Below are 22526 nucleotides of genomic sequence, written 5' to 3' on the forward strand. Positions count from 1 at the left end.
ACCTCACACTTCATGTATTCTCTTCTTTATTGACCGACCAATCGGTCAGTAATAGGCCCCCCAGCCCCGCACCCTGAAGAACGACGGAGTTCGAATGTCCAAAGCAGTGAACGCCGCGCGGCCAGCCTCCCACCAGATGTCCCGGGAAGAGCGCAAGGTCCTCGCCGGCACCCTCGTCGGCACCACGATCGAGTGGTACGACTTCTTCATCTACGCCCAGGCGGCCGGCGTCGTCCTAGGGCCGCTCTTCCTGGCGCCCGTCGCGCAGGAGAGCCCCGGCCTCGCGCAGATCATCGCCTTTGCGACCATCGGCATCTCCTTCCTGTTCCGTCCCCTCGGCGCCATCGTCGCGGGCCACCTCGGGGACCGGCTCGGGCGCAAGAAGATGCTCGTGTTCACCCTCATCCTCATGGGCGCCTCGACCTCGCTCATCGGCGTCCTGCCCACCTACGCCCAGATCGGCGTCCTGGCCCCGGTGCTGCTCATCTTCCTGCGCATCCTCCAGGGCTTCTCGGCCGGCGGCGAGTGGGGCGGCGCCGCGCTCATGTCGGTCGAGCACGCCCCGGCACACCGGCGCGGCTTCTTCGGAGCGTTCCCGCAGATCGGCGTCCCGATCGGCATGATCCTCGCGACCGCCACCCTCTGGGTCCTCACGACCTCGATGGGCCCGGCGTTCAACGAGTGGGGCTGGCGCATCCCGTTCCTGTTCTCGATCGTCCTCATCGTCGTGGGCTACCTGATCCGACGCGCGGTCGAGGAGAGCCCCGTGTTCAAGCAGCTGCAGCAGCGGCACAAGGAGTCCTCGGCCCCGCTCGGCCAGCTGTTCCGCTGGAACTGGCGGCAGGTCATCCTCACGGCCGTCATCTTCATCGCCAACAACGCCGCGGGCTACCTGCTCATCGCGTACTTCGCGACCTACGCCGTCGGCGTGCTGAAGATGGACCGCCCGAGCGTGCTCCTCGCGACCACGCTGGCCTCGTTCGGCTGGCTCGCCTTCACTCTGTGGGGCGGCATCGTCTCTGACAGGCTCGGCCGCGTCCGCACCTTCCAGATCGGCTACGCCTTCCTGGCACTGTGGGCCGTGCCGATGTGGTTCCTCATCGACACGAGGAACGTGGTCTGGTACTTCGTGGCCCTGTTCGTCATGACGTTCGGCCTCGGCCTGAGCTACGGCCCGCAGTCGGCGCTCTACGCCGAGATGTTCCCGGCCAAGGTGCGCTACTCCGGCGTCTCGATCGGCTACGCGCTCGGCGCCATCCTCGGCGGCGCGTTCGCCCCGATGATCGCCGAGGTGCTCATGAACGCCTTCCGCGCGTCGTGGACGATCGGCCTCTACATCGCGATCGCCGCGGTCATCTCGCTCATCGGCGTCTCGCTCGTGCGCGAGACGAAGGGCGTGGACCTGCACGTCGCCGAGGCACATGCCGAGTACGTCAAGGAGCACCCGGAGGCCGCACGCTGACGGGTCTCTGACGCTGGCCGCTCCGGCCCTGCGGTGCGCACGACGGCGGGCCTCCCCCTGCGCGGGGAGGCCCGCCGTCGTCGCCGTCTCCTGGGGGCTCCGGGGTGAGCGTCGCCATTCGTGCGCTCGCGGTCAAGCGCCGTGCGCTCGTGCCCCGGCGGGCAGGGCCGTTCGCGCGGCATCGTGGGTGCATGAGCAGTGTGGCCTTCAGCGCGCCGACCCGGACGACGTCGGGCGCCGGCACAGCGGGCGCCGGCACCCCCGCGTACGACGGCGCGGCTCCCGCGCGCCTGAGGGGCCGGCTCGCCGCCGCGGCGGCCGCCGCGGGCGCAGCGGCCCACCTCGCGATGGTTCCCTCCGGGGGGTGGATGGCGGCCCTCGGCCTCGCGATGGCCGCCGCCTGCGTCCCGTGCGCGTGGCACCTGTGGCGCCGCCCGGCTGCCCGCACCGCCAGAGCGCTCCTCGGCATGTCCCTCGCCATGGTGTTCATCCACGCGGTTCTCGTGCTCCGCCCCGAGCCCGCGGCCGCGCACGGAGTGGCGGCCCACGCGCATGCCCAGCCCGGAGGAGCCGGCGTTGCGCCAGTCGCGGGGCACCCGGTCGCGGGGCACCCAACGGCAGGGCACGCCGAGGCGATGCTCGCCGTCGTCGGCGCGGACCTCCTCGCGGCGTTCCTCGCCGCCGCGTGGCTGGGTGCGGCCCGCAGGGCCCGGCCCCAGCCTGCGGCCCCGTCTGCGTGAGGCGTCCGCCACATCTCCCCGCCCGGGCCCGATCCGCGGCTTAGGGTGGCCCGGTGAGCACGACGGCCAATCCCGACGACGGCACCCCGATCCACTTCGAGGTGGCGGGGGAGGGGCCCGCCGTCGTGCTCCTGCACGGCTCGGCGCTGTCCAAGGCGATCTGGCGCGGGCTCGGCTACACCGCCGCGCTCGAGGGGCACACCGTGGTCCGGGTGGACCTGCGCGGCCACGGGCGCAGCGGCAAACCGCACGACCCCGAGTGCTACCGCATGGCCCGGCACGCCGGGGACGTCCTCGCGGTCCTCGACACGGCGGGGATCAGCCGCGCGCATGTCGTGGGCTACTCCTCGGCTCGCGCGTCGCGTTCTCCCTCGCGGCCACGTCCCCGGGCCGCGTCGCGAGCCTCACGACGCTCGGCGGGACCTTCCGGCCGCAGCGTGGCGAGGTCGAGAAGGTCTTCTTCTCCGGCTACCTCGACGCGCTCCGCACGGGCGGCGTCCAGGCCTTCGTCGACGGCTTCGCCGCCGCGGGCCGGCCGCTCGACCCCGGCACGCGCGCCGCGTTCCTCGCGAACGACGGCGCGGCGCTCGCCGCGTGCTTCACGGCCACCGAGGAGGACCCGGGCCTGCCCGAGGCCGTCGTCGCGCAGCTCGCGCTCCCGGCCCTGCTCATGGCCGGCACCCGCGACCGGGCGAGGCTCGCGGACTCCAGCCTCGCCGCGGAGCTCATGCCGCGGGCCAGGTTCGTCGAGCTGCCCGGCCGCACGCACGCGGGCACCCTCGCGCCAGCCGCGCCCGTGCTCGACGAGCTCGTGCCCTTCCTGCTCGGCCAGCCACGCACGAGCTGAGCATCGCCGCGAGCGAGTCGGCGAGGAACTCGGGGTTCTCCCCCAGGAGTGCGGCATCGATGGATCTGGTCGAGTTGGTCATGCGCTCGGGGAGTCGATGGGGATGGACCGGAAGACCGGGCGCAGAGCCGGAGTTCGATGTCTGGATCGAGTGGGATGAGGAGCAGTTGCAGCCCGGGGGTCGCCGGGGCGTTCGTCCACGGTCGTGCAGGACTCCCCTCCGTAGACCTCTCCATACCGCGCAGCTCCGCAGCGGCGACTGGCACTCGAGGTCGAGGTTGACACGTCCAGCCCTTCTGGAAGTCGAAATCAGGATCCCTTGTCCCCTGTTTCGAGATGCTCCAGAGGCGTATGCTCGTTACAGGCCTGCGGGACGGGCGAGGGAGCCGAAAGGCTGAGAGGCCAGAAGGTCGAAAGATCGACTGGCGACCCCAACTACCTGATCCGGACAATACCGGCGAAGGGAAATCGCCTCGCAGGTCTTGTCATGCCCCCGGCAGACTGATGGAACTTTTGGGATGTTCTTCGAGCCTCTCAGCGCTCGGCTCCCACCCGCGACGTCAACCACATGGTCCGGGGCATTGCGCAGAATTCCGTGGGTCGGCGTGCCCGAACTCGTGTGGACCGGCATCCAAGGACGGAGTTGACGGCTCACTCCAGAGTGAAGCCCGAGTCAGTTGCCCTTGGTCGCCGTTGCGCGTTCGGCTTCTTCGTGGAGCCGGGAGGACCGGGCGAGCGCGAGGGAGACCACGACGGCCGTGAGCACCGCCGCCCCGAGGTGGGCCGTGACCAAGAGGTGGAGGTCCCCGTGCGACGCATCGGCCGCCGCGGCGCCAGGATCGAGCGCCGGGTCGGGGACGGCGTTCAGGACCGGATCAGCCGGCGTTGTCCGGCCGTGGTGGCCCGTGACGTCCTGGGACCCGGCGGCGAAGGCTGTGGACGCGAAGACGAGGTGGAGCGCCTGCTGCGAGAGCCCGCAGAAGAGCGCGATGGCCCACGTGGGCACGAGGGTGCGTGATACTCCGGCGGCCGCCGCGAGACCCAGGAGCGTCGCGCACGCGACGGCGACGCCAGGGGACGGGAGGGCGCCGCCCGCGAGGACGTGCGCGGCAGCCCCGAGCGCCGTCCCGCCGGGACCGGCGGCGAGGGCCGCGGCGATGGCACGGCGTCGTGAGCGTCGTGTCCGGGCGTCCATGCACTCCCTTCGGAGCGCGCGCCTGGATCGGATGGGGCGGGAGCTCTAGCCGGCGGCCCGGTACGACGACGGCGGCTCGCCGAAGGCGGCGCGGAAGATCCGGCTGAAGTGGGCCGAGTCCGTCAGGCCCCAGCGCGCGGCGATCGCCGTGACGGGCCGGTCCGCGAGCACCGGGTCGCGCAGGTCGCGGCGGCAGCGCTCGAGCCTGCGCTCGCGGATCGAGGCCGAGACCGTGGTGCCGTGCTCCCGGAAGAGGTCGTGGAGGTGCCGCGTCGAGATGTAGTGCGCCGTCGCGATCGCCCCGGGGGAGAGCTCCGGGTCGCCCAGGTTCGCCTCGATGAAGTCGTGGATGCGGGCCCGGAGCACTTGGTGCGGGTCGCGGGACGCGGCCGAGCGCGCGTCGAGCTCACCGTTGAAGAGCGTCGTGACGAGGTCCAGGGCGTTGTGCGCGAGCCGCGTTCCGTTCGGGCCCGCGACGGCGCCGAGGTTCTCGGACAGCCGCACGAGGAACGGCGCCACGAGCGCGCCGAGGCCGTGCTCCCCGCTCATCGCCGTGGCCGTGATCTGGGACATCGCGTCGGCCGGGAGGTCGAGGGCCGAGTGCGGGAACATGAGCACGAGCGAGCGGAAGTCGCCGTCGAACGCGAGCGTGTACGGCCGGTCCGTCGAATAGACGGCGAGGGTACCCGGCTGCAGGACCGCCTCGCGGCCGTCCTGGAGGAGCAGCCCCGTGCCGGCGAGCTGGATGCTGAGCTTGAAGTAGCGCCGGTCGGCGGCAGCGATGAGCTTCGGCGTGCGCATGACGGCGTGGCTGCTCGCGGCGACCTCGATCATGCTGAGGTCCTCGCGGGCGATGTGCTTGCCGCGCATACTCCCGTGGAAGGTCCCGCTGCGGTCGGCCTCGACGGCGAGCGGGACGAAGGACGCGGACACGGCCCGGCGCCACGTGTCGAAGTCGTGGGCGAGGGTCACGTCCAAGGCGCTCACGACGCGCTCCCGAGGATGCCGTCGAGGAGGCAGTCGAGCTGGGCCACGAGCTGGCCGGGGGAGTGGTGGGCCGGCGAGAGCGTCGCGGTGATCTGGGCGCCGAGGACGAGGTCCATGATGGCGCCGACGTGCGCCTCGAGGGCTGCTTCGCCCCCGCTCCCGGCATCCCCGCCGGTGCCTTCGGCCTCGTTGCGCAGGAACCCGGCCATCGCGGAGCGCCACTGCTCCATCGAGCGTTCGTGCAGCGCGGTCTTCGCCGGGTCGCGCAGGGCCTTCTGCCAGAAGGCGATCGCGACGCGGGCCTCGGCCAGCTTCTCGTCATCGAGGGGCAGGATCTCGTGGCAGTAGGCCCGCAGGGCGGCGCGGCCGAACAGGCCCGCCGTCGCGGCCTCCATGCGGCGGTTCGTCTGGGCGAAGATGTGCTCGAACGCGAAGTCGAGGAGCCTGTCCTTCGTGGCGAAGTAGGGCTTGAGGGCGCCGTTGGCGAAGCCTGCCTCGGCAGCGATGTCCCGCATCGTCGCGGCATCGAGCCCGCGCTCCGCGATGATCCGCCACGTCGCGTCGACGAGCTCGAGGCGACGCTGGTCGTGGTTCACGATCTTCGGCATCCCCATCCTCCGGTCTTTTTTTCTACGCCTGTTGTGATTCACCTTACAGGGCCGTTATTGTCTACGTCCATAGAAAAAAACTCAGCGACCTCCGGAGGAGCCATGAGCACCGAGACGACCACGCACCCCTGCCACAGCCGCGGCCACACCGCTGACGGCGCTGCAGCCCAGCCGGCCGCCGGCGCCTACGCGCTCGCCACGCCCGAGGAGATCACCGCCGTCCGCGGCATCCTCGACGCCGCCGGGCTGTGGCACGAGACCACCCGCATCGCCTACCTCGGCCTCGTGGGGCCGGCCCGCGGCTCCGCGGCGAAGGGGGCGACCGCGGTCGACAGGCGCTTCCGCGCCTTCCTGCACGACGTCGGCGGCGCCCGCCCGCACGACGTCACCGTCTCGGTCACGCGCGGAGAGGTCGATTCCGCCGTCGAGCTCGACACCGCCGTCACCGGCGAGCTGCCCGTTCTGGAGGAGGAGTTCGAGGCCGTCGAGGAGATACTCAACGCCGACGCGCGGTGGCTCAGGGCCCTCGCGGATCGCGGCCTCAACGTGTCCACCGTGCGCGTCGCCCCGCTCTCGGCGGGCGTGTTCGAGTACCCGGAGGAGAGAGGCCGGCGGATCCTGCGTGGGCTCGCGTTCGTGCAGGAGCACGCCACGGACAGCCCGTGGGCGCACCCCGTGGACGGCCTCGTCGCCTACATCGACATCGTGAACCGCAGCGTGGACCAGGTCCTGGACTTCGGGCCCGTCCCGATCCCCGCGGAGCACGGCAACTTCACCGACCCTGAGCTCACGGGCCCGGTCCGCACGAGCCAGAAGCCGCTTCTCATCACCCAGCCCGAGGGCCCGAGCTTCACCGTCACGGGCGGCAACCACGTCGAATGGGAGAAGTGGAGCCTCGACGTCGGCTTCGACGTGCGCGAGGGCCTCGTGCTGCACAACATCTCGTTCGACGACGACGTGGCCGGCAACCCTGGCAGCCCCCGCACCACCCGCCGTCGGCGGATCCTCGACAGGGCGTCAATCGCCGAGATGGTCGTCCCCTACGGCGACCCGTCCCCGGTGAGGTCGTGGCAGAACTACTTCGACACGGGCGAGTACCTCGTGGGCCAGTACGCCAACTCGCTCGAGCTCGGCTGCGACTGCCTCGGCGAGATCACGTACCTGAGCCCCGTTGTGAGCGACGCGTTCGGCAACCCGCGCGAGATCCGCAACGGCGTGTGCATGCACGAGGAGGACTGGTCCATCCTCGCCAAGCACTCGGACCTGTGGACCGGGGTCAACTACGTCCGGCGCAACCGCCGCCTCGTCATCAGCTTCTTCACGACGATCGGCAACTACGACTACGGCTTCTACTGGTACCTCTACCTCGACGGAACGATCGAGTTCGAGGCCAAGGCCACGGGCGTCGTCTTCACGAGCGCCCAGCCCGAGGGCGACTACCGGTTCTCGTCCGAGATGGCTCCCGGGCTCGGCGCCCCGTTCCACCAGCACCTGTTCAGCGCGCGCCTGGACTTCGCGCTCGACGGCGGGCCGAACCGCGTCGAGGAGGAGGACGCCGTCCGCGTGCCGATGGGCCCGGGCAACGAGCGCGGCAACGCCTTCACCCGCAGGCGCACGGTCCTGTCCCGCGAGTCGGAGGCAGCGCGCGACGCCGACATGGCCGCGGGCCGGAGCTGGATCGTGAGCAACCCGACCTCGCTCAACCGCCTCGGCGAGCCCGTCGGGTACAAGATCCACCCGCAGGGCCACCCCACCCTCCTGGCCGACCCGGCGTCGTCGGTCGCCGGCCGCGCCGCCTTCGCGACCAAGGCGCTGTGGGTGACCCAGTACGACGAGGCCGAGCGCTACCCGACCGGCGACTTCGTCAATCAGCACCCCGGCGGCGCCGGCCTGCCCGCCTACCAGGCCCAGGACCGCGACCTCGACGGGACGGACCTCGTCGTGTGGCACACGTTCGGCCTCACGCACTTCCCGCGGCCCGAGGACTGGCCGATCATGCCCGTCGACCACGTGGGCTTCACGATCCGCCCCGAGGGCTTCTTCGACCGCAGCCCCGTCCTCGACGTCCCCGCCCCCGCCAAGGGCGACGGCGGGCACTGCCACCGCTGAGTCCCTCGCCCCGGGATCTCTCCCGCGGACAAGAGCCGTTCGCTGTGGGACAAGTCACGGGCACGGCCGCCGCAGCACGATAGGTGCAGCGGCCGCCGTGCCCGTTTCCGCAATCCACCCGAAGACGCCATCCACCCCACTACTTGCTGGAGGACCCATGAGCATCTCGACGAGCTCGCACCGGACGCCGGGGGAGGTGGCCGTGACCCGACAGCGCCGCCTCGGCGTCGCCTCCGTGACCCTCATGATCATCGCGGCCTCCGCGCCCCTGACCGTCCTCGCTGGCGGCGTGACGACGACGTTCGCCGTCACCGGGCTGCTCGGCGTCCCGCTCTCGTACCTCGCCCTCGGCGCCGTCCTCGCGGTCTTCGCGGTCGGCTACGCGGCAATGAGCCGCCACGTGACCAACGCGGGCGCCTTCTACGCCTACGTCTCCCAGGGCATCTCGCGGCCCGCGGGCGTGGGCGTCTCCCTCGTCGCGCTCATGGCGTACAACCTCATGCAGGTGGGCATCTACGGGCTCTTCGGGTTCACCGTCTCCTCGCTCCTCGCCGAGCGGTTCGGCGTCGACCTCCCGTGGTGGATCCCGGTCCTCGCGTGCATCGCCGTCGTGGCCGTGCTCGGCGTCAACCGCGTGGACCTCTCCGCGAGGGTCCTCGGCGCGCTCGTCGCCCTCGAGTTCCTCGTCGTCATCGTCTACGACGTCGCAGCGTTCGCCGTCGCCCCCGAGGGCATCACCGCCGAGCCGCTCGCGCCCTCGAGCCTCCTTCTCCCCGGCGTCGGCGCCGTCCTGTCGTTCGGCATCGCCGCCTTCATGGGCTTCGAGTCCGCGGCTATCTACGGCGAGGAGGCCAAGGACCCCCACCGGACCATCCCGCGGGCCACGTACACCGCCGTTGGCGTCATCGCGGTGTTCTACGCAGTGTCCGCCTGGGCCATGGCCGTCGGGGCGGGGCCGTCGCAGCTCGCGGCCGTCGCGGGGGAGCAGGGGCCCGGGCTCGTCTTCGCCTTCCTGTCCGAGCGCCTCGGCGTCATCGTCGCCGACATCGCCCAGCTGCTCTTCGTCACGAGCCTCTTCGCCGCCCTCGTGAGCTTCCACAACGCCGTGGCCCGGTACTTCTTCTCGCTCGGCCGGGAGCGCGTCCTGCCCGCATGGCTCGAGGGGACGAGCCGCCACGGGGCGCCGCGGGCGGGCTCGCTCGTGCAGACGGGCATCGCGATCCTCGTCACCGCCGGGTTCGCCGTGGCCGGCATGGGCTCCGAGCTCGGCCCGCTCTACCCCGTCCTGACCATGTTCACGTGGCTCACTAACGCGGGCGCACTGGGCCTCGTGCTCCTCATGGCGGTCGTCTCCGCCGCCGTCGTCGGCTTCTTCCGCCGCCGGGGCGAGCTCGCCGCCGGGCCCTGGACGGCCATCGTCGCGCCGTCCCTCGGCGCCGTCGCGCTCGCGGCCGTCTTCGGCCTCATCGTGGCCAACTTCGACGTCCTGCTCGGCCAGACCGAGCCCAGCCCGCTCAGCTGGGTCCTGCCGGCGATCGTCGTCCTGCCCGGGCTCGCGGGCATCGCGTGGGCGCTGTGCCTGCGCCGGACGGACGCGCAGCTCTACCGACGGATCGGCCACGGCGAGGAGGTTCGGGAGGCCCACCACCTCGGCGAGGACGCCTAGCCCCACCCCTCACAACGCCGCATCGCAACACGCCGTTACGGGATGCCCATAACGGCGTGTTGCGATGCGGCGTTGTCGGCCTGAGGAGGCCATCCCTACGCCGAGGGACTCCGGACGCAGGGCGATACTGGTGTCCATGGAGAACCGGCGCGAGGAGGAACAGCGCCAGCGGCTCGAGCGCCTCGCGGAGCTGCGCGCCGCCGGCGGCGCCCAGTCGCCCGAGGAGGCGGAGGAGCTCGCGCGCGAGGAGGAGCTCAACCGCCGACGGCGGGAGATCGACACGGCGCGCCGGGCCGACTACCTCATCCGGGAGGCCATGGCGCGCGGCGAGTTCGACCACCTGAAGTACGCGGGCAAGCCCATCCCCAACCTCGACAACGTCAACGACCCCGACTGGTGGATCAAGGGCCTCATCCAACGGGAGCAGCTCACGGGGCTCGGGCCCGAGGCGCTCCTCCTGCGGGTCGAGGATGGCCGGCTCGCCGACACGCTCGACGCCCTGCACACCGAGAAGCAGGTCCGCGACGCCGTGGAGTCGTTCAACCGCAGGGTCATCGAGGCCCGCCGGCAGCTCCTCGGCGGGCCGCCCGTCGTCACGAAGACCCGCGACGTCGAGGCCGAGGTGGGCGCCTGGCGGGCCCGGCGGGAGGCGCGCGAGGCGGCGGCAGCCCGCGCCGAGGAGGCGCACGACGCCGCAGGGACGCCGCCGTCGGGCTGGCGGCGCCTGGTCTCCCGGCTGGGCAGGGCGACGCGCTCTGCCCACGGAGGGCGTCCATGATGGCCGAGCGCATGATCACGGTGCGGGGAGTGCAGCTGTGCGCCGAGTCCTTCGGCGACCCGGGGCGGCCGCCAGTGCTGCTGATCATGGGGAACGGCGCATCGATGATGTGGTGGGAGGACGATTTCTGCCGCGGGCTTGCCGCGGAGGGAATGGCGAACGGACGGTTCGTGATCCGCTACGACCACCGCGACACCGGTCGGTCCGTCGTCTACGAGCCGGGGCACCCGGGCTATGACGCGGGCGACCTGGCGGAGGACGCAGCCGGCGTGCTCGATGCGTTCGGCATCCAGACGGCGCACCTCGTGGGGGTCTCGGCAGGAGGCGCACTGGCCCAGCTGGTGGCGCTTGATCATCCCGACCGGACCAGCAGCCTCACCCTGATCAGCACCACGCTGGCCGTGGCCGCCCCCGAGGGGCACGATCTGCCCGGGCCGACCGGCGAGTTCAGGGATTTCCTGCGGGCGTCCGGCCCGGACTGGGCCGACCGCGACTCGGTCGTCGCCTATCTGATGAGGTACACGGAGATCCTCGCGGGTGGACGCCGGGCCTTCGAGGAGCGCGAGGTCCGCAGGCTGGTGGAGGCGGACGTCCTCCGTGCACGCAGCCCTGCTTCGGCGCAGAACCACGACCTCCTCGAGGAGACCCCACGGGCCCGTCCGCCCCTGACGAGCCTCCGGGTGCCGACACTCGTGGTGCACGGCGCCGCGGACCCGATGTTCCCCCTCGCGCATGGACGGGCGCTGGCCGAGCAGATCCCGGGCGCTCGGTTGCTCGTCCTCCCGGACGCAGGACACGGGGTGGACCGAGCTGACTGGCCCGTGCTCATCGCGGCGATCCACGATCACACGACGAGCCGGGCGGCCGGCGAGCCTTGAGGCTCGCCGGCCGCCCGGCCTCAGGCGACGTCAGTAGCTCGCCGGCTGCCCGCCGTCGGCTCCAGTTTCTCCGGCTGCGCCGGTCCCCGGCTCGCCGGTGAAGCGGGAGGCGAGTTCCTCGCTCGAGCGGGCGAGGATCGAGACGTCCGCGCCCACGAGCACGAAGCGCGCCCCGCGGGAGAGGTAGTGCCTCGCGGTCGCCTCCACAAAGGCGTTGACGCCCGCGGGCTTGCCGGCCGCCTCGGCGGCCTCGAGGCAGCGCTCGACGGCGGCGCGCACGTCCGGGTGCTCCTGCTGCCCTAGCAGGCCCATGGATGCGGCGAGGTCCGACGGGCCGATGAAGATCCCGTCCACGCCCTCGATGGCGAGGATCTCCTTGACGTTCTCCACGGCCTCGGCCGTCTCGATCTGGACCATGAGCGAGATCGTCTCGTCCGCGCGCGCGAGGTAGTCCGGGATGCGGTTCCACCGCGCCGCGCGGGCCAGGGCCGAGCCGACGCCGCGCACGCCGTGCGGCGGGTACCGCACGGCCGCGACGGCTGCCGCCGCCTGCTCGGCGTCGTTCACCATGGGGATGAGCAGGTTCTGCGCCCCGAGGTCGAGGTACTGCTTGATGAGCACGGTGTCGTTCCACGGCAGCCGCACGACCGGCAGGACATCGTAGCCGTGCACGGCCTGGAGCTGGGCGAGGACCGACTCGAGCGAGTTCGGGCTGTGCTCGGCGTCGATGAGCAGCCAGTGCGCCCCCGAGCCCGCCATGATCTCGGCCACGAGCGGGCTGCCGGAGCACACCCACAGGCCGATCCGCGGCCCCCCGCCCTCCTCGGGGGTGCGGGCCGCGGCCTCGGCGAGGGAGTGCCGGAAGGTCATCTCTGGCTCTAGACGAAACGGCATGTCACCGTCCCCAGGGGCCCATAGTCCGCGTACACCGTGTCCCCCTCGTAGACCCACATGGGCCGCGTGAACGAACCGGCGAGGATGAGGTCCCCGGCGCGCAGCTCCTGCCCGTGCTGGGCGAGCTTGTCCGCGAGCCACGCCACGCCGGTCCCGGGGTGGTTGAGCACGCCCGCCGCCACGCCGGTCTCGATGATCTCCTGGTTGCGGTACAGGAGCGAGGAGACCCAGCGGAGGTCAGTCTCGTGCGGCCGCACCGGGCGGCCGCCGACGACCATGGCCCCCATCGCGGCGTTGTCCGAGATGGTGTCCACGATCGTGCGGCCCTCCATCTCGATCCGCGAGTCGAGGATCTCGAGCGCCGGGACCACGTACTCCGTCGCGTCGAGGACGTCGAAGAGCGTGATGCCCGGGCCCTTGAGGTCGGCGCCGAGCTTGAACGCGAGCTCGACCTCGATGCGCGGGTGCGTGTAGCGCTTCCACTCGACCGTGGCGCCATTCTCGAGCACCATGTCGTCGAAGATGACGCCGTAGTCCGGCTCGGTGATGCCCGTGGCCGCCTGCATGGCCTTGGAGGTCAGGCCGATCTTGCGCCCGACGACGCGCCGGCCCTCGGCCTCGAGCCGCGAGGCCCAGAGCTTCTGCACGGCGTACGAGTCCTCGATGTCCATGCCCTCGTAGCGGTCGTGGAGGAGGGGGACGGGCGTGCGCGTCCGCCCCGCCTCCACGAGCTCGTCGGCGATGGCCGCGATGGTCTGCTCGTCGAGCATCGGCTAGACCTGGCTTCCCAGCTTGAAGCCCTTGGACGCCTCGCCGTGGTACGAGCCGGACTCGTCCCCGGCGCGCGTGTAGGAGAAGCCGTCGGCGCCGATGGTCACGGCCATCTCGGACTTGTCCTCGCGCTTGACGACCTCCTGCGGGTTGCCGTCCAGGTCCAGGACGAGCGAGGCCTCGGTGTACCAGCTCGGCACCACCGGGTTGCCCCACCAGTCGCGGCGCTGGTTGTCGTGGACGTCCCACGTGATCGTGGGGTTGTCCGGGTCGCCCGTGTAGTAGTCCTGCGTGTAGATCTCCACGCGGTGGCCGTCCGGGTCGAGGATGTAGAGGTAGAAGGCGTTCGAGACGCCGTGGCGGCCGGGGCCGCGCTCGATCCGGTCGGACATGCGCAGGGCGCCCATCTTGTCGCAGATCTGGATGATGTTGTGCTTCTCGTGGGTCGAGAAGGCGATGTGGTGCAGGCGCGGGCCGTCGCCGCCCGTCAGCGCGGTGTCGTGCACCGTCTGCTTGCGGTGCAGCCACGCCGCATAGGTGACTCCGTCGGAGTCCTTGATGTCCTCCGAGACCCGGAAGCCGAGGCCCTCGAGGTAGGCGCGGCCGCGGGGGACGTCCGGGGTGACCTGGTTGAAGTGGTCGAGGCGCACGAGTTCGCCGGCGGAGTAGAGGTCGTAGCGCATGTGCAGGCGCTCGACATGCTCGACGTGGTAGAAGAACTCGTACGGGAAGCCCAGCGGGTCCTCGACGCGCACCGAGTCGCCGATGCCGCGGACGAAGCCGTCCTTGCGGCGCTCGGTGCGGCAGCCGAGCTCCTGGTAGTACGCCTCGGCGCGGTCGACGTCCTCCGGGGTGCGGACGCGGTAGGAGAAGGCGGCGGCCGCGGCCACGGGGCCCTTGCGGAGGACGAGGTTGTGGTGGATGAACTCCTCGAACGAGCGCAGGTAGATCGCCTCGTCGTCCTCGTAGGTCACGTGCAGGCCGAGCAGGTCCACGTAGAAGTCGCGGGACTTCGCCAGGTCCGTGACGACCAGGTCCAGGTAGGCGCAGCGGACGATGTCCGGGGCTGGGACGGAGGGGGTGGGGATGGGCGGGTGGGGGAGCTGGGCGTTCGCGGTCATGGGGGTTCTCTTCCTCGAGAAGGGGGGCCGGGTTACTGGTCGTTGGTGGAGGAGGCGGCGACGACGTCGGCGGCCACCGGGGCGGCGCCGAACTTGGGCGTGTGGACGTCGCCGAGCGTGATGTGCACGGCCTGCTGGTCGGTGTAGAAGTCGATCGAGCGGTAGCCGCCCTCGTGGCCGAGGCCCGAGGCCTTGACGCCGCCGAACGGAGAGCGGAGGTCGCGGACGTTGTGCGAGTTGAGCCAGACCATGCCCGCCTCCACCGACTGCGCGAAGTTGTGCGCGCGCTTGAGGTCGTTGGTCCAGATGTAGGCGGCGAGGCCGTAGCGGGTGTTGTTGGCCAGGGACAGGGCTTCCTCGTCCGAGTCGAACGGCGTGATCGCCACGACCGGGCCGAAGATCTCCTCCTGGAAGATCCGTGCGTCCGGCTTGACGTCGGCGAACACAGTTGGGGCGACGTAGGAGCCGCTCTCCTGGCCCTCGGGCAGGTTCTCCGGGCGGCCGCCGCCGGCGAGGAGGCGGCCCTCCTCCTTGCCGATCTCGACGTAGCTCATGACCTTGGCGTAGTGCTCGGGGTGCACGAGGGCGCCGACCTGGGTCTTCGGGTCGGACGGGTCGCCGACCACGATGTTCTTGGCCCGCTCGGCGTAGCGCTCGGTGAACTCGTCGTAGACGCTGCGCTCGACGAGGATGCGCGAGCCGGCCGTGCAGCGCTCGCCGTTGAGCGAGAAGACGCCGAAGAGGGTCGAGTCGATCGCGGCGTCGAGGTCGGCGTCGGCGAAGACGACGGCGGGGGACTTGCCGCCGAGCTCCATCGACATGCCCTTGAGGTGCTCGGCGCAGTTGCGGAAGATCGTCTGGCCGGTCGAGGACTCGCCCGTGAAGGAGATGAGCGGGACGTCCGGGTGCTTGACGAGCGCATCGCCCGCGGATTCGCCGAAGCCGTTGACGAGGTTGAACACGCCAGCGGGGAGGCCGGCGTCCTCGAAGATCTGCGCCCACAGGGAGGCGGAGAGCGGGGTGAACTCGGCTGGCTTGAGTACCACGGTGCAGCCCGAGGCGATCGACGGCGCGAGCTTCCAGGACTCGAGCATGAACGGCGTGTTCCACGGCGTGATGAGGCCGGCGACGCCGATCGGCTTGCGGTTGACGTAGTTCAGCTGGGTGCCGGGCACCTTGAGCGCCGTGTCGTGCTGGGCCACGATGAGGTCCGCGAAGAAGCGGAAGTTCTCCGCCGCGCGCTGGGCCTGGCCGCGGGCCTGGGTGATTGGCAGGCCTGTGTCGAAGGTCTCCATCTCGGCGAGGCGGTCCTCCTGTGCCACGACGGCGTCGGCGATTGCGTAGAGCACCTTGGCGCGCTCGCGGGCCTTCATGCGCGGCCACGGCCCATTGACGAACGCCTCGCGGGCGGCGGCGACGGCGGCGTCGATGTCCGCCTTCTGTCCCGAGGCCGCGGTCGCGTAGGCCGTGTTGGTGACCGGGTCGAGGACCTCGAAGGTCTCGCCGCCGATCGAGTCGACGAATGCTCCGCCGATGTAGTGCTTCAGATGGGTCGGGAGGTTCTCGGGGACAAAGTGCTTGCTCATGGGTGTCGCTCCTGGTGCGGGTCAGGTTGCCGGTCGTCGTGGTGGGTGGGCTAGAGGGTCGGGAAGCCGGGGCTCTCCCCGGTCCGGGCGAGGTAGGCGTCGAGCGTCGCCGAGCGGTGGCGCCGTGCGGCGAGCTCGACCTCGGCCGTCGGCGCGCCCCGCTCGATGAGGGACAGCAGCTGCTCGTGCTCCTCGACGGACTCGGCGGCCCGCTCGGGCACGTAGCTGAAGGTCGAGCCGCGGAGGGCCTTGAGCCGGTTCCAGCCGCGGTGGACGAGGTCCAGGATGTGCGGGTTCGGGCAGTGCTCGAACAGCACGCTGTGGAACTCTCGGTTCAGCGCGGTGAACTGCACCGGGTCGAAGTCGTGGAGGCACTCGCGCATGCGTGCGTTCACCTCGCGCGCCCTCGCGATGTCCGCGGGGCCGACGGCGGGGGCGGACAGCGCCGTCGCGGCGCCTTCGACGAGGCTCAGGGTCTGCATCGTGTAGAGGTATTCGACCGGGTCGATGCCGGCGACGGTGGCACCGACATTCTTCTCGAACGTCACGAGCCCCTCGGCCTCGAGACGGCGGACGGCCTCCCGGACCGGGACGACCGAGACGTCGAGCTTCTCGGCGACCTGGGAGAGGACGAGGCGCGCCCCCGGGGGAAGGTCGCCCGCGACGATCTGCTCGTGCAGCCAGTCGTAGGCGAGTCCCGACTTGCTGACCGCCTTACCGGCAGCCTTGCTTGCGCTTTCAGCCGCGGTGGTCATGACCGTCCCGCCGTGTCCTGCCCGTGCTGAAGGCGCTGCACGTGCTCCTCATACGCCGCGCGCCACCGGGCGTTCATCGGGAAGAGGCCGTCGACGGCGTGCCCCTCGGCGACCCGCTCCGCGACCCACGCCTCCTCGCGCTCCTGGGCGACGGCGTCGTCCGCGACCTCCGCGGCGAGGTGCGCGGGGATCACGACGAGGCCGTCCTCGTCGCCCACGATCACGTCGCCCGGCACGACCGCCGCGCCGCCGCACGAGATGGTGTCGTCGACGCTCCAGGGGACGTGCTTGCGGCCGAGGACCGCGGGGTGGCCGGTCGCGCCCCATGCGGGGAGGTCCATCGCGCTCACGGGCCCGAGGTCCCGGATGCCTCCGTCGGTGACGACGGCCGCGGCGCCGAGCATCTGGGCGCGGAGGGCGAGGACGTCGCCGAGCGTGCCTGAGCCCTTCTCGCCGCGGGCGTCCATGACGAGGATGTCGCCGGGGCGCAGCGAGTCGACCGCGCGCTTCTGCGCGTTGTAGCCGCCGCCGAACTCCTTGAAGAGGTCCTCGCGGGCCGGGACGTAGCGAAGGGTCCGCGCGGTGCCCACGACCTTGACGCCCGGCTTGGTCGGGGTCAGGCCCTCGATGTGGCAGTTCTGCATCCCGCGGCGGCGCAGCTGCACGCTCAGGGTCGCGGTCCCGACGCCGCGCAGCTTCTCCTCGAGCTCGGGGCTGAGGACGCTCGCGGGGCGGGTGTCGGGCTCGCCGGCCGTGCTTTCGCCGGCGGAGGCGGACGACGGCGTGGCCTCCTCGGGTGCCTCGAGTCCGGCCGCTTGCGCCGAGCCCCAGGCGTCGATGCGGTCTGCGTCGGTGATCTTGGGCATCGCGCCGAAGGGCGCGAGGGCCTGGTTCGTCTCGACCACCTTGTTGGCGAGCCGCCCGGTGGTGAGGTGCGCGCCGTCGGCCGCCTCGCCGTCGACCTCCACCTCGACGAGGTCACCCGGCTGGGCCACGGTCGCGCCGGCCGGGGTGCCGGTGAGGATCACGTCGCCGGGCTCGAGGGTCATGAGGCGCGAGAGGTCCGCGACGAGCTGCGCGAACGGGAAAAGCAGGGTCGCGGTCGAGTCCTCCTGGACAAGGGAGCCGTTGATCCACAGGCGCACGCGGAGGGCGTGCGGGTCGAGCTCCTGGGCAGGGAGCAGGGCCGGGCCGAGGGGCGCGATGCCGTCGGCGCCCTTCGAGCGGAGGTTCGAGCCCTTGTCCGGCCAGCGGAGGTCGGCGAGCCCCGCGTCGTTTGCAGCGGTGACAGCGCCGACGTGCTGCCAGGCGTCCTCGAGCGAGACATTGCGCGCGCGGCTCCCGATCACGAGGGCGACCTCGCCCTCGACCGTGAGCAGCTCGACGCCCTGCGGCCGGCGCAGCTCGGCGCCGTGGAGCGCGAGAGAGGTCGCGGGCTTGAGGAAGTACGAGGGGACGGCGGGGGTGCGCCCGCGCTGGGCGGCGCGGCTGGGGTAGTTCAGATGGACGGCGATGACCTTGCCGGCGGCGTCCAGGTCTTCCTGCGTGAGGTGCTCCACGGAGGCCTCTCCTTCGCGTCTCGGATCGTATACGAAAATCGTATACGAAGTCTCGGGGTGGTTCAAGGGGCAGAGTGACGCGCACCATGGAAGCCAGCAGGAGGCGCTCATGAGGATCGGGATGATGGGGGACGTGATGCTGGGCCGCCTTGTGAACCAGCGCCTGCGGCGCGTGGAACCCGCGTATGTCTGGGGTGACCTCCTGCCGATCCTCGCCCAGGCCGACGTGCGCTTCGCGAACCTCGAATGCGTCATGGCGGACGGCGGCTCGCCGTGGCCGGGCAAGGTCTTCCACTTCCGCTCCGACAGCAAGAACGTCGCGTGCCTCGAGGCCGCGGGGATCACCGTCGTCTCGCTCGCGAACAACCACACGCTCGACTACGGCTTCGACGCATTCCGGGAGATGCTGCCCCTGCTCGACGCCCACGGCATCCGGCGCGCAGGTGCGGGCCTCGACGCCGCGGAGGCCCAGCGGCCGGCGACCGTCACCGCCGGGGGCACCACGCTGGGGGTCCTCGCCTTCACCGACAATGAGCCCGGATGGGCGGCGGGCGCCGTGACCCCGGGGATCTTCCACGCGCCCACGGACCTCGCCGATCCCCGCACGCGCGCCCTCGTCGAGGGTGTGCAGAGGGTCCGCGGCGAGGTCGGCTTCCTCGTGCTCTCGGCCCACTGGGGGCCGAACTGGGGCACGGCCGTGCCCCCGGACCACGCCGCCCTCGCGCACGCGCTTGTCGACGCGGGGGCGGACGCCGTGTTCGGGCACTCCGCCCACATCTTCCGCGGCGTCGAGGTGTACCGGGGGAAGCCTGTCGTCTACAGCGCGGGGGACTTCGTCGACGACTACGCGGTCGACGACATCGAACGCAACGACCAGTCCTTCCTCTTCCTGCTCGAGGTGGACGACGGCGCGCCCACCTGGTTGCGCCTCTTTCCCACGGTGATCGCGGACCTGCAGGTCAGGAGGGCGGGCGCGGAGGCGCAGTGGATAGCCCGGCGCATGCAGCGGCGGAGCGCCCAGCTGGGCACAGAGGCCCGATGGCTCGATGCCGAGCGATGCCTCGAGATCCGCTTCGCCGATGGCTGATGGTTCTAGGTGCCGGATCCGGGTGACCCCGGATCCTTGGGAGGTGACCCCGCAACGTAGGGAGGTGACCCCGCAACGTTGGGAGGTGACCCCGGATCAGGACTGGGCCAGGAACTCGATCGCCGCGTGCTTGAAGGCCCGTGCCGTCACGGCGTTGACGTGGGTGCGCCCCGGGAGGATGAGGACCTCGGCGTGGGGCACGAGCTCGCGCAGCCGTTCGATCGTCGCGACCCGCTCGTCCCGCTCGCCGGCGACCATGAGGACGGGCTGCCGCGGCACGGCCTCGCCCGGATCGTACGGCTCCTCCTTGACGCCCTCGACGAGCGAGAGCAGGGCATACATGTCCGAGCCGGGGGAAGCCTGCGCCATCGACACGAGCGTGGCCGTCGAGGGGTCCTCGATCGGCGTGCCGTCGGCGAGGAAACGCTGGGCCGCGACGAGGTCGAACTCCGCGAGGGGGTCCCGGCTGCTCGGGCCGCCGAGCACGAGCCGCCGCACGAGCGAGGGCTGCGTCGCCCCGAATTCCCACGCGAGGCGCGAGCCGAGCGAGTAGCCCACGACGTCGAGCCCGCTGTCAGGGTGCCCGTCAGCGATCGGCCGGGCGCCGGCGTCGGACGCGATCTGGAGCAGGTCCGCGCGGATCCGGCTCGGCGTGTACGAGTCGACGTCCTCAGGCGCGCTGCTCGCCCCGTGCCCGGGGAGGTCGACGGCGATGACCCGCCGCCCGGCCTCGAGGAGCGCTTGGATCCACCCGCTCTTGTCCCAGTTGAGCTCGACCGAGGAGGCGAAGCCGTGGATGAGCAGGACGGGTGGGAGCGCCGCGGGGGACTCCGGAACCGCAGTGACCACGTTGAGCCCGGGATCCGTGCCCTCGACCGTGTGGTGGGCCGCGGCTCCGGTGTGCCGCCCTGTCGTCATCGCCATCAGTCCCTCTTCCCTCGGTGTCTGCACTGCTTTTCTGCCCAGTCGGCTTTTGTGCCCAGTCTGCGCCCTCAGTCATCGTCCAGGTTCGCGCTCAGGCGCACGCGGCGCGTCGGCGCGCCGTCGGCGGGCACCGTGCCGACGATGCCCGCGGCGTCGTCCGGGACCTCGAACACGATGAGCGGGTCTCCGACGGGGATGACCTCGCCCGGGGCGCCGTACACCTTGAGGACCCGCCCTGCCTGGGGCGAGGGGAGCTCGAGCGCGGACTTGGCCGTCTCGACCTCGACGAGCGGCTGGTTGCGTTCAACCTGGTCGCCCTCGGCCACGAGCCACTCGAGGACGGTCGCCTCGATGAGGCCCTCGCCGAGGTCCGGGAGCGGGAAGGGGATCTCAGCCACGCCTGTACTCCAATACTCGCTGGATGCCGAACAGGATGCGGTCGATGCTCGGGATGTACTCGTCCTCCAGGTCGCCTGACGGATACGGTACGTCGAACCCTGTGACGCGCTCAACGGGCGCCCTGAGCGTGCCGAAGCAGCGCTCGGTGATGCGCTGGGCCACCTCCGCCCCGAGGCCCGCCGTGAGCGGTGCCTCGTGCACGACGACGGCGCGGCGCGTCTTCCCGACGGACGCCGCGAGGCTCTCGGTGTCGATCGGCTTGAGCCAGCGCAGGTCCACGACCTCGACGTCGACGCCGTCCTCCGTGGCGAGCTCGGCGACCTGCAGGCAGCGCGCGACCATCGCGCCCCACGCGACGAGGGTTAAGTGACGGCCCACGCGGGCGACCCGCGCCCCGGCCCAGTCAGCCGACTCGGTGACCACCGCGCCCTTCTGCCAGTAGCGCGACTTCGGCTCCATGAAGATCACCGGGTCGTCGGAGCGGACCGCCGCCTTCAGGAGCGTGTAGGCCTGCTGCGGGTCGGCGGGGCAGGCGACCTTGAGGCCCGGGACGTGGGCGAAGACGGCCTCGAGGCTCTCCCCATGGTTCTCGGGTGCACGGATGCCGCCGAAGCTCGGCACGCGGAGCGTGACGGGCATCCGCAGGGCGCCGCGGGAGCGGTAGTGCATGCGGCCCAGCTGTGTGACGATCTGGCTCATGGCCGGGTAGGCGAAGCCGTCGAACTGGACCTCGGGCACGGGGCGGAACCCGGCCATCGCGAGCCCGATCGCGAGGCCGAGGATGCTGGACTCCGCGAGGGGCGTGTCGAACACGCGCTCGGAGCCGTGCTTGGCCGCGAGGCCGTCCGTCACGCGGAAGACGCCGCCGAGGGCACCGACGTCCTCGCCGAACACGAGGACCTTCGGATCCTCGGCGAGGAGTTCGGAGAGCGCGAGGTTGAGCGCCTGCTGGAGGGACAGTTCGCGGGTTGCGGGTGCCATCGCTTCAGCCATGCTCGGACTCCTTGCGCCATTGAGCCTTTTGGCGCAGCAGTTCCTCCGTGGGCTCGGCGAAGACGAGGTCGAACATCTCTGCGCCTGGGCGGGGCCCGAGTGCCAGGACGCCCTCGCGCACGGCCTCGGCCTCCGCCGCGGCAGCCGCGTCGCACTCGGCGACGAACGCCTCATTCGCGAGGCCCTCGCCGAGCAGCCGCGCCCGCAGCCGCTCGAGCGGGTCGGCGCCGGCGTCGCGCCGCTCGTCGTCGAGCGTGCGGTAGCGGCCAGGGTCGTCGGCCGTCGAGTGCGGGCCGCGACGGTAGGTCACGGCCTCGACGATCACGGGCCCACGGCCGGCGCGGGCGTACGCGAGGGCGCGGCGCGTCGCTGAGACGACGGCCTCGGCATCGTTGCCGTCGATGCGCAGCGCGGGCATCCCGTATCCGGCGCCGCGGGCGGCCACGCTCCCGCCGGCGACCTGGCGCTCGGTCGGCACGGAGATGGCCCAGCCGTTGTTCTGCACGAAGAAGACCACGGGGGCGGCGAAGACTGCCGCGATGTTCATGGCCTCGTGGACGTCGCCCTGGCTCGAGGCCCCGTCGCCGAGGTAGGCAACGGCGACACCCAGTCCGCCCACCGGGTCCTGCGGGTCTCCGGGCGACGCCGCGGCGAGGCGCTGGCCGTGCGCCCAGCCGACGGCGTGCAGCACGGACCCGGCGACAACCGCCTGGATCGGAGCGAGCCGGTGCTCCGCCGCGTCCCACAGGCCGCCGTGCCACGTGGCCCTGTGGGTGGACATGTACTCGACCATGTCCACGCCGAGGGTCCGGGCCACGCCGGCCTCGCGGTAGGTCGGGAAGAGGAAGTCGCGCTCGCGGTCGACGGCGAACGCCGAGCCGACCTGCGCCGCCTCTTGTCCGAGCAGAGGCGCATACGCGGGCAGGATGCCCTGCCGCTGCCACGCGACGGCGGCCTCGTCGAGCCGGCGGACCGAGCTCATGAGGCGGTAGACCTCGCGCAGCTCCGGGGCGGTCATGGGCGGCACCGCGGGGAGCTCGGGGACCGGCGGAGCCGCGCTGCCTGCGGCTCCCGATCGGCCGAGGCCCTGCACGCGCTGCATGGCCTCAAGGTAGGGCCGCCGCGCACGGTGTTCAAGCAATCCCTCAGCGACTGGACAGTCTGTCC

General features: G+C 71.6%; 21 protein-coding genes. 8 read left to right on the forward strand and 13 right to left on the reverse strand.

The window, feature by feature from the left end:
• Positions 1 to 94: 94 nt before the first annotated feature.
• The 3 genes from BV907_RS13275 to BV907_RS13285 all read left to right on the forward strand — a co-directional run bounded on the left by BV907_RS13275 (position 95) and on the right by BV907_RS13285 (position 3209).
• A complete protein-coding gene (locus BV907_RS13275; protein WP_077490179.1) occupies positions 95 to 1462 on the forward strand; it encodes an MFS transporter in 1368 nt (455 codons plus the stop codon).
• A gap of 191 nt (positions 1463 to 1653) precedes the next feature.
• Entirely contained in the window at positions 1654 to 2202 is a 549-nt protein-coding gene (locus tag BV907_RS13280; RefSeq protein WP_139346764.1) for a hypothetical protein, read from the forward strand.
• A gap of 125 nt (positions 2203 to 2327) precedes the next feature.
• On the forward strand, positions 2328 to 3209 hold the full coding sequence (locus BV907_RS13285) for an alpha/beta fold hydrolase (protein WP_342745555.1): 882 nt from the start codon (positions 2328 to 2330) through the stop codon (positions 3207 to 3209).
• 513 nt (positions 3210 to 3722) lie between these two features.
• On the opposite strand, the gene BV907_RS13290 is transcribed toward BV907_RS13285, so the two are convergent.
• Genes BV907_RS13290 through BV907_RS13300 form a run of 3 tightly spaced genes read right to left on the reverse strand, consistent with a single transcriptional unit; the run spans position 3723 to position 5839 of the window.
• Positions 3723 to 4244 carry a hypothetical protein gene (locus BV907_RS13290; protein WP_077490181.1) on the reverse strand — a complete coding sequence of 174 codons (522 nt, stop codon included), beginning with the start codon at positions 4242 to 4244 and terminating at the stop codon, positions 3723 to 3725.
• A 45-nt stretch (positions 4245 to 4289) separates the two neighbouring features.
• Positions 4290 to 5231 (reverse strand): AraC-like ligand-binding domain-containing protein, encoded by a 942-nt coding sequence (locus BV907_RS13295; protein WP_139346765.1) that lies wholly within the window; start codon positions 5229 to 5231, stop codon positions 4290 to 4292.
• The gene (locus tag BV907_RS13300; protein WP_077490182.1) at positions 5228 to 5839 is read right to left on the reverse strand and encodes a TetR/AcrR family transcriptional regulator; all 612 of its coding nucleotides are present in this window, start codon (positions 5837 to 5839) and stop codon (positions 5228 to 5230) included. The genes BV907_RS13295 and BV907_RS13300 overlap by 4 nt, the downstream gene beginning before the upstream one ends.
• Positions 5840 to 5941: 102 nt before the next feature.
• Between BV907_RS13300 and BV907_RS13305 the strand changes: the two genes are divergently transcribed.
• The 4 genes from BV907_RS13305 to BV907_RS13320 all read left to right on the forward strand — a co-directional run bounded on the left by BV907_RS13305 (position 5942) and on the right by BV907_RS13320 (position 11270).
• Positions 5942 to 7948 (forward strand): primary-amine oxidase, encoded by a 2007-nt coding sequence (locus BV907_RS13305; protein WP_077490183.1) that lies wholly within the window; start codon positions 5942 to 5944, stop codon positions 7946 to 7948.
• 157 nt (positions 7949 to 8105) lie between these two features.
• Positions 8106 to 9614 (forward strand): APC family permease, encoded by a 1509-nt coding sequence (locus tag BV907_RS13310; RefSeq protein ID WP_077490184.1) that lies wholly within the window; start codon positions 8106 to 8108, stop codon positions 9612 to 9614.
• A 136-nt stretch (positions 9615 to 9750) separates the two neighbouring features.
• Entirely contained in the window at positions 9751 to 10392 is a 642-nt protein-coding gene (locus tag BV907_RS13315) for a DnaJ family domain-containing protein (protein WP_077490185.1), read from the forward strand.
• Complete coding sequence (locus tag BV907_RS13320; RefSeq protein ID WP_245827957.1) at positions 10389 to 11270, forward strand: alpha/beta fold hydrolase; 882 nt, start codon at positions 10389 to 10391, stop codon at positions 11268 to 11270. Before BV907_RS13315 ends, BV907_RS13320 begins: the two co-directional genes overlap by 4 nt.
• Positions 11271 to 11300: 30 nt before the next feature.
• On the opposite strand, the gene BV907_RS13325 is transcribed toward BV907_RS13320, so the two are convergent.
• The 6 genes from BV907_RS13325 to BV907_RS13350 are packed head-to-tail and all read right to left on the reverse strand — an operon-like array spanning position 11301 to position 17956.
• On the reverse strand, positions 11301 to 12164 hold the full coding sequence (locus BV907_RS13325) for an HpcH/HpaI aldolase family protein (RefSeq protein WP_077490186.1): 864 nt from the start codon (positions 12162 to 12164) through the stop codon (positions 11301 to 11303).
• A complete protein-coding gene (gene hpaH, locus BV907_RS13330) occupies positions 12149 to 12934 on the reverse strand; it encodes a 2-oxo-hept-4-ene-1,7-dioate hydratase (RefSeq protein WP_077490187.1) in 786 nt (261 codons plus the stop codon). Before hpaH ends, BV907_RS13325 begins: the two co-directional genes overlap by 16 nt.
• A gap of 3 nt (positions 12935 to 12937) precedes the next feature.
• Positions 12938 to 14056 (reverse strand): 3,4-dihydroxyphenylacetate 2,3-dioxygenase, encoded by a 1119-nt coding sequence (hpaD, locus tag BV907_RS13335; protein WP_077490188.1) that lies wholly within the window; start codon positions 14054 to 14056, stop codon positions 12938 to 12940.
• A gap of 32 nt (positions 14057 to 14088) precedes the next feature.
• Entirely contained in the window at positions 14089 to 15642 is a 1554-nt protein-coding gene (hpaE, locus tag BV907_RS13340) for a 5-carboxymethyl-2-hydroxymuconate semialdehyde dehydrogenase (protein ID WP_077490189.1), read from the reverse strand.
• Between the two features lie 50 nt (positions 15643 to 15692).
• Positions 15693 to 16397 (reverse strand): GntR family transcriptional regulator, encoded by a 705-nt coding sequence (locus BV907_RS13345; RefSeq protein ID WP_077490190.1) that lies wholly within the window; start codon positions 16395 to 16397, stop codon positions 15693 to 15695.
• A complete protein-coding gene (locus BV907_RS13350; protein WP_245827958.1) occupies positions 16394 to 17956 on the reverse strand; it encodes a fumarylacetoacetate hydrolase family protein in 1563 nt (520 codons plus the stop codon). The genes BV907_RS13345 and BV907_RS13350 overlap by 4 nt, the downstream gene beginning before the upstream one ends.
• Positions 17957 to 18065: 109 nt before the next feature.
• Between BV907_RS13350 and BV907_RS13355 the strand changes: the two genes are divergently transcribed.
• A complete protein-coding gene (locus tag BV907_RS13355; RefSeq protein ID WP_077490192.1) occupies positions 18066 to 19043 on the forward strand; it encodes a CapA family protein in 978 nt (325 codons plus the stop codon).
• Positions 19044 to 19139: 96 nt separating this feature from the next.
• Here BV907_RS13355 and BV907_RS13360 read toward each other — a convergent pair whose 3' ends face one another.
• From BV907_RS13360 to BV907_RS13375, 4 genes are all read right to left on the reverse strand, one after another.
• Entirely contained in the window at positions 19140 to 19961 is an 822-nt protein-coding gene (locus tag BV907_RS13360) for an alpha/beta fold hydrolase (RefSeq protein WP_077490252.1), read from the reverse strand.
• Positions 19962 to 20035: 74 nt separating this feature from the next.
• Positions 20036 to 20365, reverse strand: coding sequence for a biotin/lipoyl-containing protein (locus tag BV907_RS13365; protein ID WP_077490193.1), 330 nt, complete (start codon positions 20363 to 20365; stop codon positions 20036 to 20038).
• Positions 20358 to 21359 carry an alpha-ketoacid dehydrogenase subunit beta gene (locus BV907_RS13370; protein ID WP_077490194.1) on the reverse strand — a complete coding sequence of 334 codons (1002 nt, stop codon included), beginning with the start codon at positions 21357 to 21359 and terminating at the stop codon, positions 20358 to 20360. Before BV907_RS13370 ends, BV907_RS13365 begins: the two co-directional genes overlap by 8 nt.
• A complete protein-coding gene (locus BV907_RS13375) occupies positions 21352 to 22377 on the reverse strand; it encodes a thiamine pyrophosphate-dependent enzyme (protein WP_245827974.1) in 1026 nt (341 codons plus the stop codon). Before BV907_RS13375 ends, BV907_RS13370 begins: the two co-directional genes overlap by 8 nt.
• Positions 22378 to 22526 lie beyond the last annotated feature (149 nt).

The organism is Sinomonas mesophila (assembly GCF_001999765.1).
Classification (GTDB): Bacteria; Actinomycetota; Actinomycetes; order Actinomycetales; family Micrococcaceae; genus Sinomonas; species Sinomonas mesophila.

Bases quoted from the DNA above. Each gene is read 5' to 3' on its own strand.
- BV907_RS13275 (WP_077490179.1), top strand. From the start codon at position 95: ATGTCCAAAGCAGTGAACGCCGCGCGGCCAGCCTCCCACCAGATGTCC.
- BV907_RS13280 (WP_139346764.1), top strand. From the start codon at position 1,654: ATGAGCAGTGTGGCCTTCAGCGCGCCGACCCGGACGACGTCGGGCGCC.
- BV907_RS13290 (WP_077490181.1), bottom strand. From the start codon at position 4,244: ATGGACGCCCGGACACGACGCTCACGACGCCGTGCCATCGCCGCGGCC.
- BV907_RS13300 (WP_077490182.1), bottom strand. From the start codon at position 5,839: ATGCCGAAGATCGTGAACCACGACCAGCGTCGCCTCGAGCTCGTCGAC.
- BV907_RS13305 (WP_077490183.1), top strand. From the start codon at position 5,942: ATGAGCACCGAGACGACCACGCACCCCTGCCACAGCCGCGGCCACACC.
- BV907_RS13310 (WP_077490184.1), top strand. From the start codon at position 8,106: ATGAGCATCTCGACGAGCTCGCACCGGACGCCGGGGGAGGTGGCCGTG.
- BV907_RS13315 (WP_077490185.1), top strand. From the start codon at position 9,751: ATGGAGAACCGGCGCGAGGAGGAACAGCGCCAGCGGCTCGAGCGCCTC.
- BV907_RS13320 (WP_245827957.1), top strand. From the start codon at position 10,389: ATGATGGCCGAGCGCATGATCACGGTGCGGGGAGTGCAGCTGTGCGCC.
- BV907_RS13325 (WP_077490186.1), bottom strand. From the start codon at position 12,164: ATGCCGTTTCGTCTAGAGCCAGAGATGACCTTCCGGCACTCCCTCGCC.
- hpaH (WP_077490187.1), bottom strand. From the start codon at position 12,934: ATGCTCGACGAGCAGACCATCGCGGCCATCGCCGACGAGCTCGTGGAG.
- hpaD (WP_077490188.1), bottom strand. From the start codon at position 14,056: ATGACCGCGAACGCCCAGCTCCCCCACCCGCCCATCCCCACCCCCTCC.
- hpaE (WP_077490189.1), bottom strand. From the start codon at position 15,642: ATGAGCAAGCACTTTGTCCCCGAGAACCTCCCGACCCATCTGAAGCAC.
- BV907_RS13345 (WP_077490190.1), bottom strand. From the start codon at position 16,397: ATGACCACCGCGGCTGAAAGCGCAAGCAAGGCTGCCGGTAAGGCGGTC.
- BV907_RS13355 (WP_077490192.1), top strand. From the start codon at position 18,066: ATGAGGATCGGGATGATGGGGGACGTGATGCTGGGCCGCCTTGTGAAC.
- BV907_RS13360 (WP_077490252.1), bottom strand. From the start codon at position 19,961: ATGACGACAGGGCGGCACACCGGAGCCGCGGCCCACCACACGGTCGAG.
- BV907_RS13370 (WP_077490194.1), bottom strand. From the start codon at position 21,359: ATGGCTGAAGCGATGGCACCCGCAACCCGCGAACTGTCCCTCCAGCAG.
- BV907_RS13375 (WP_245827974.1), bottom strand. From the start codon at position 22,377: ATGACCGCCCCGGAGCTGCGCGAGGTCTACCGCCTCATGAGCTCGGTC.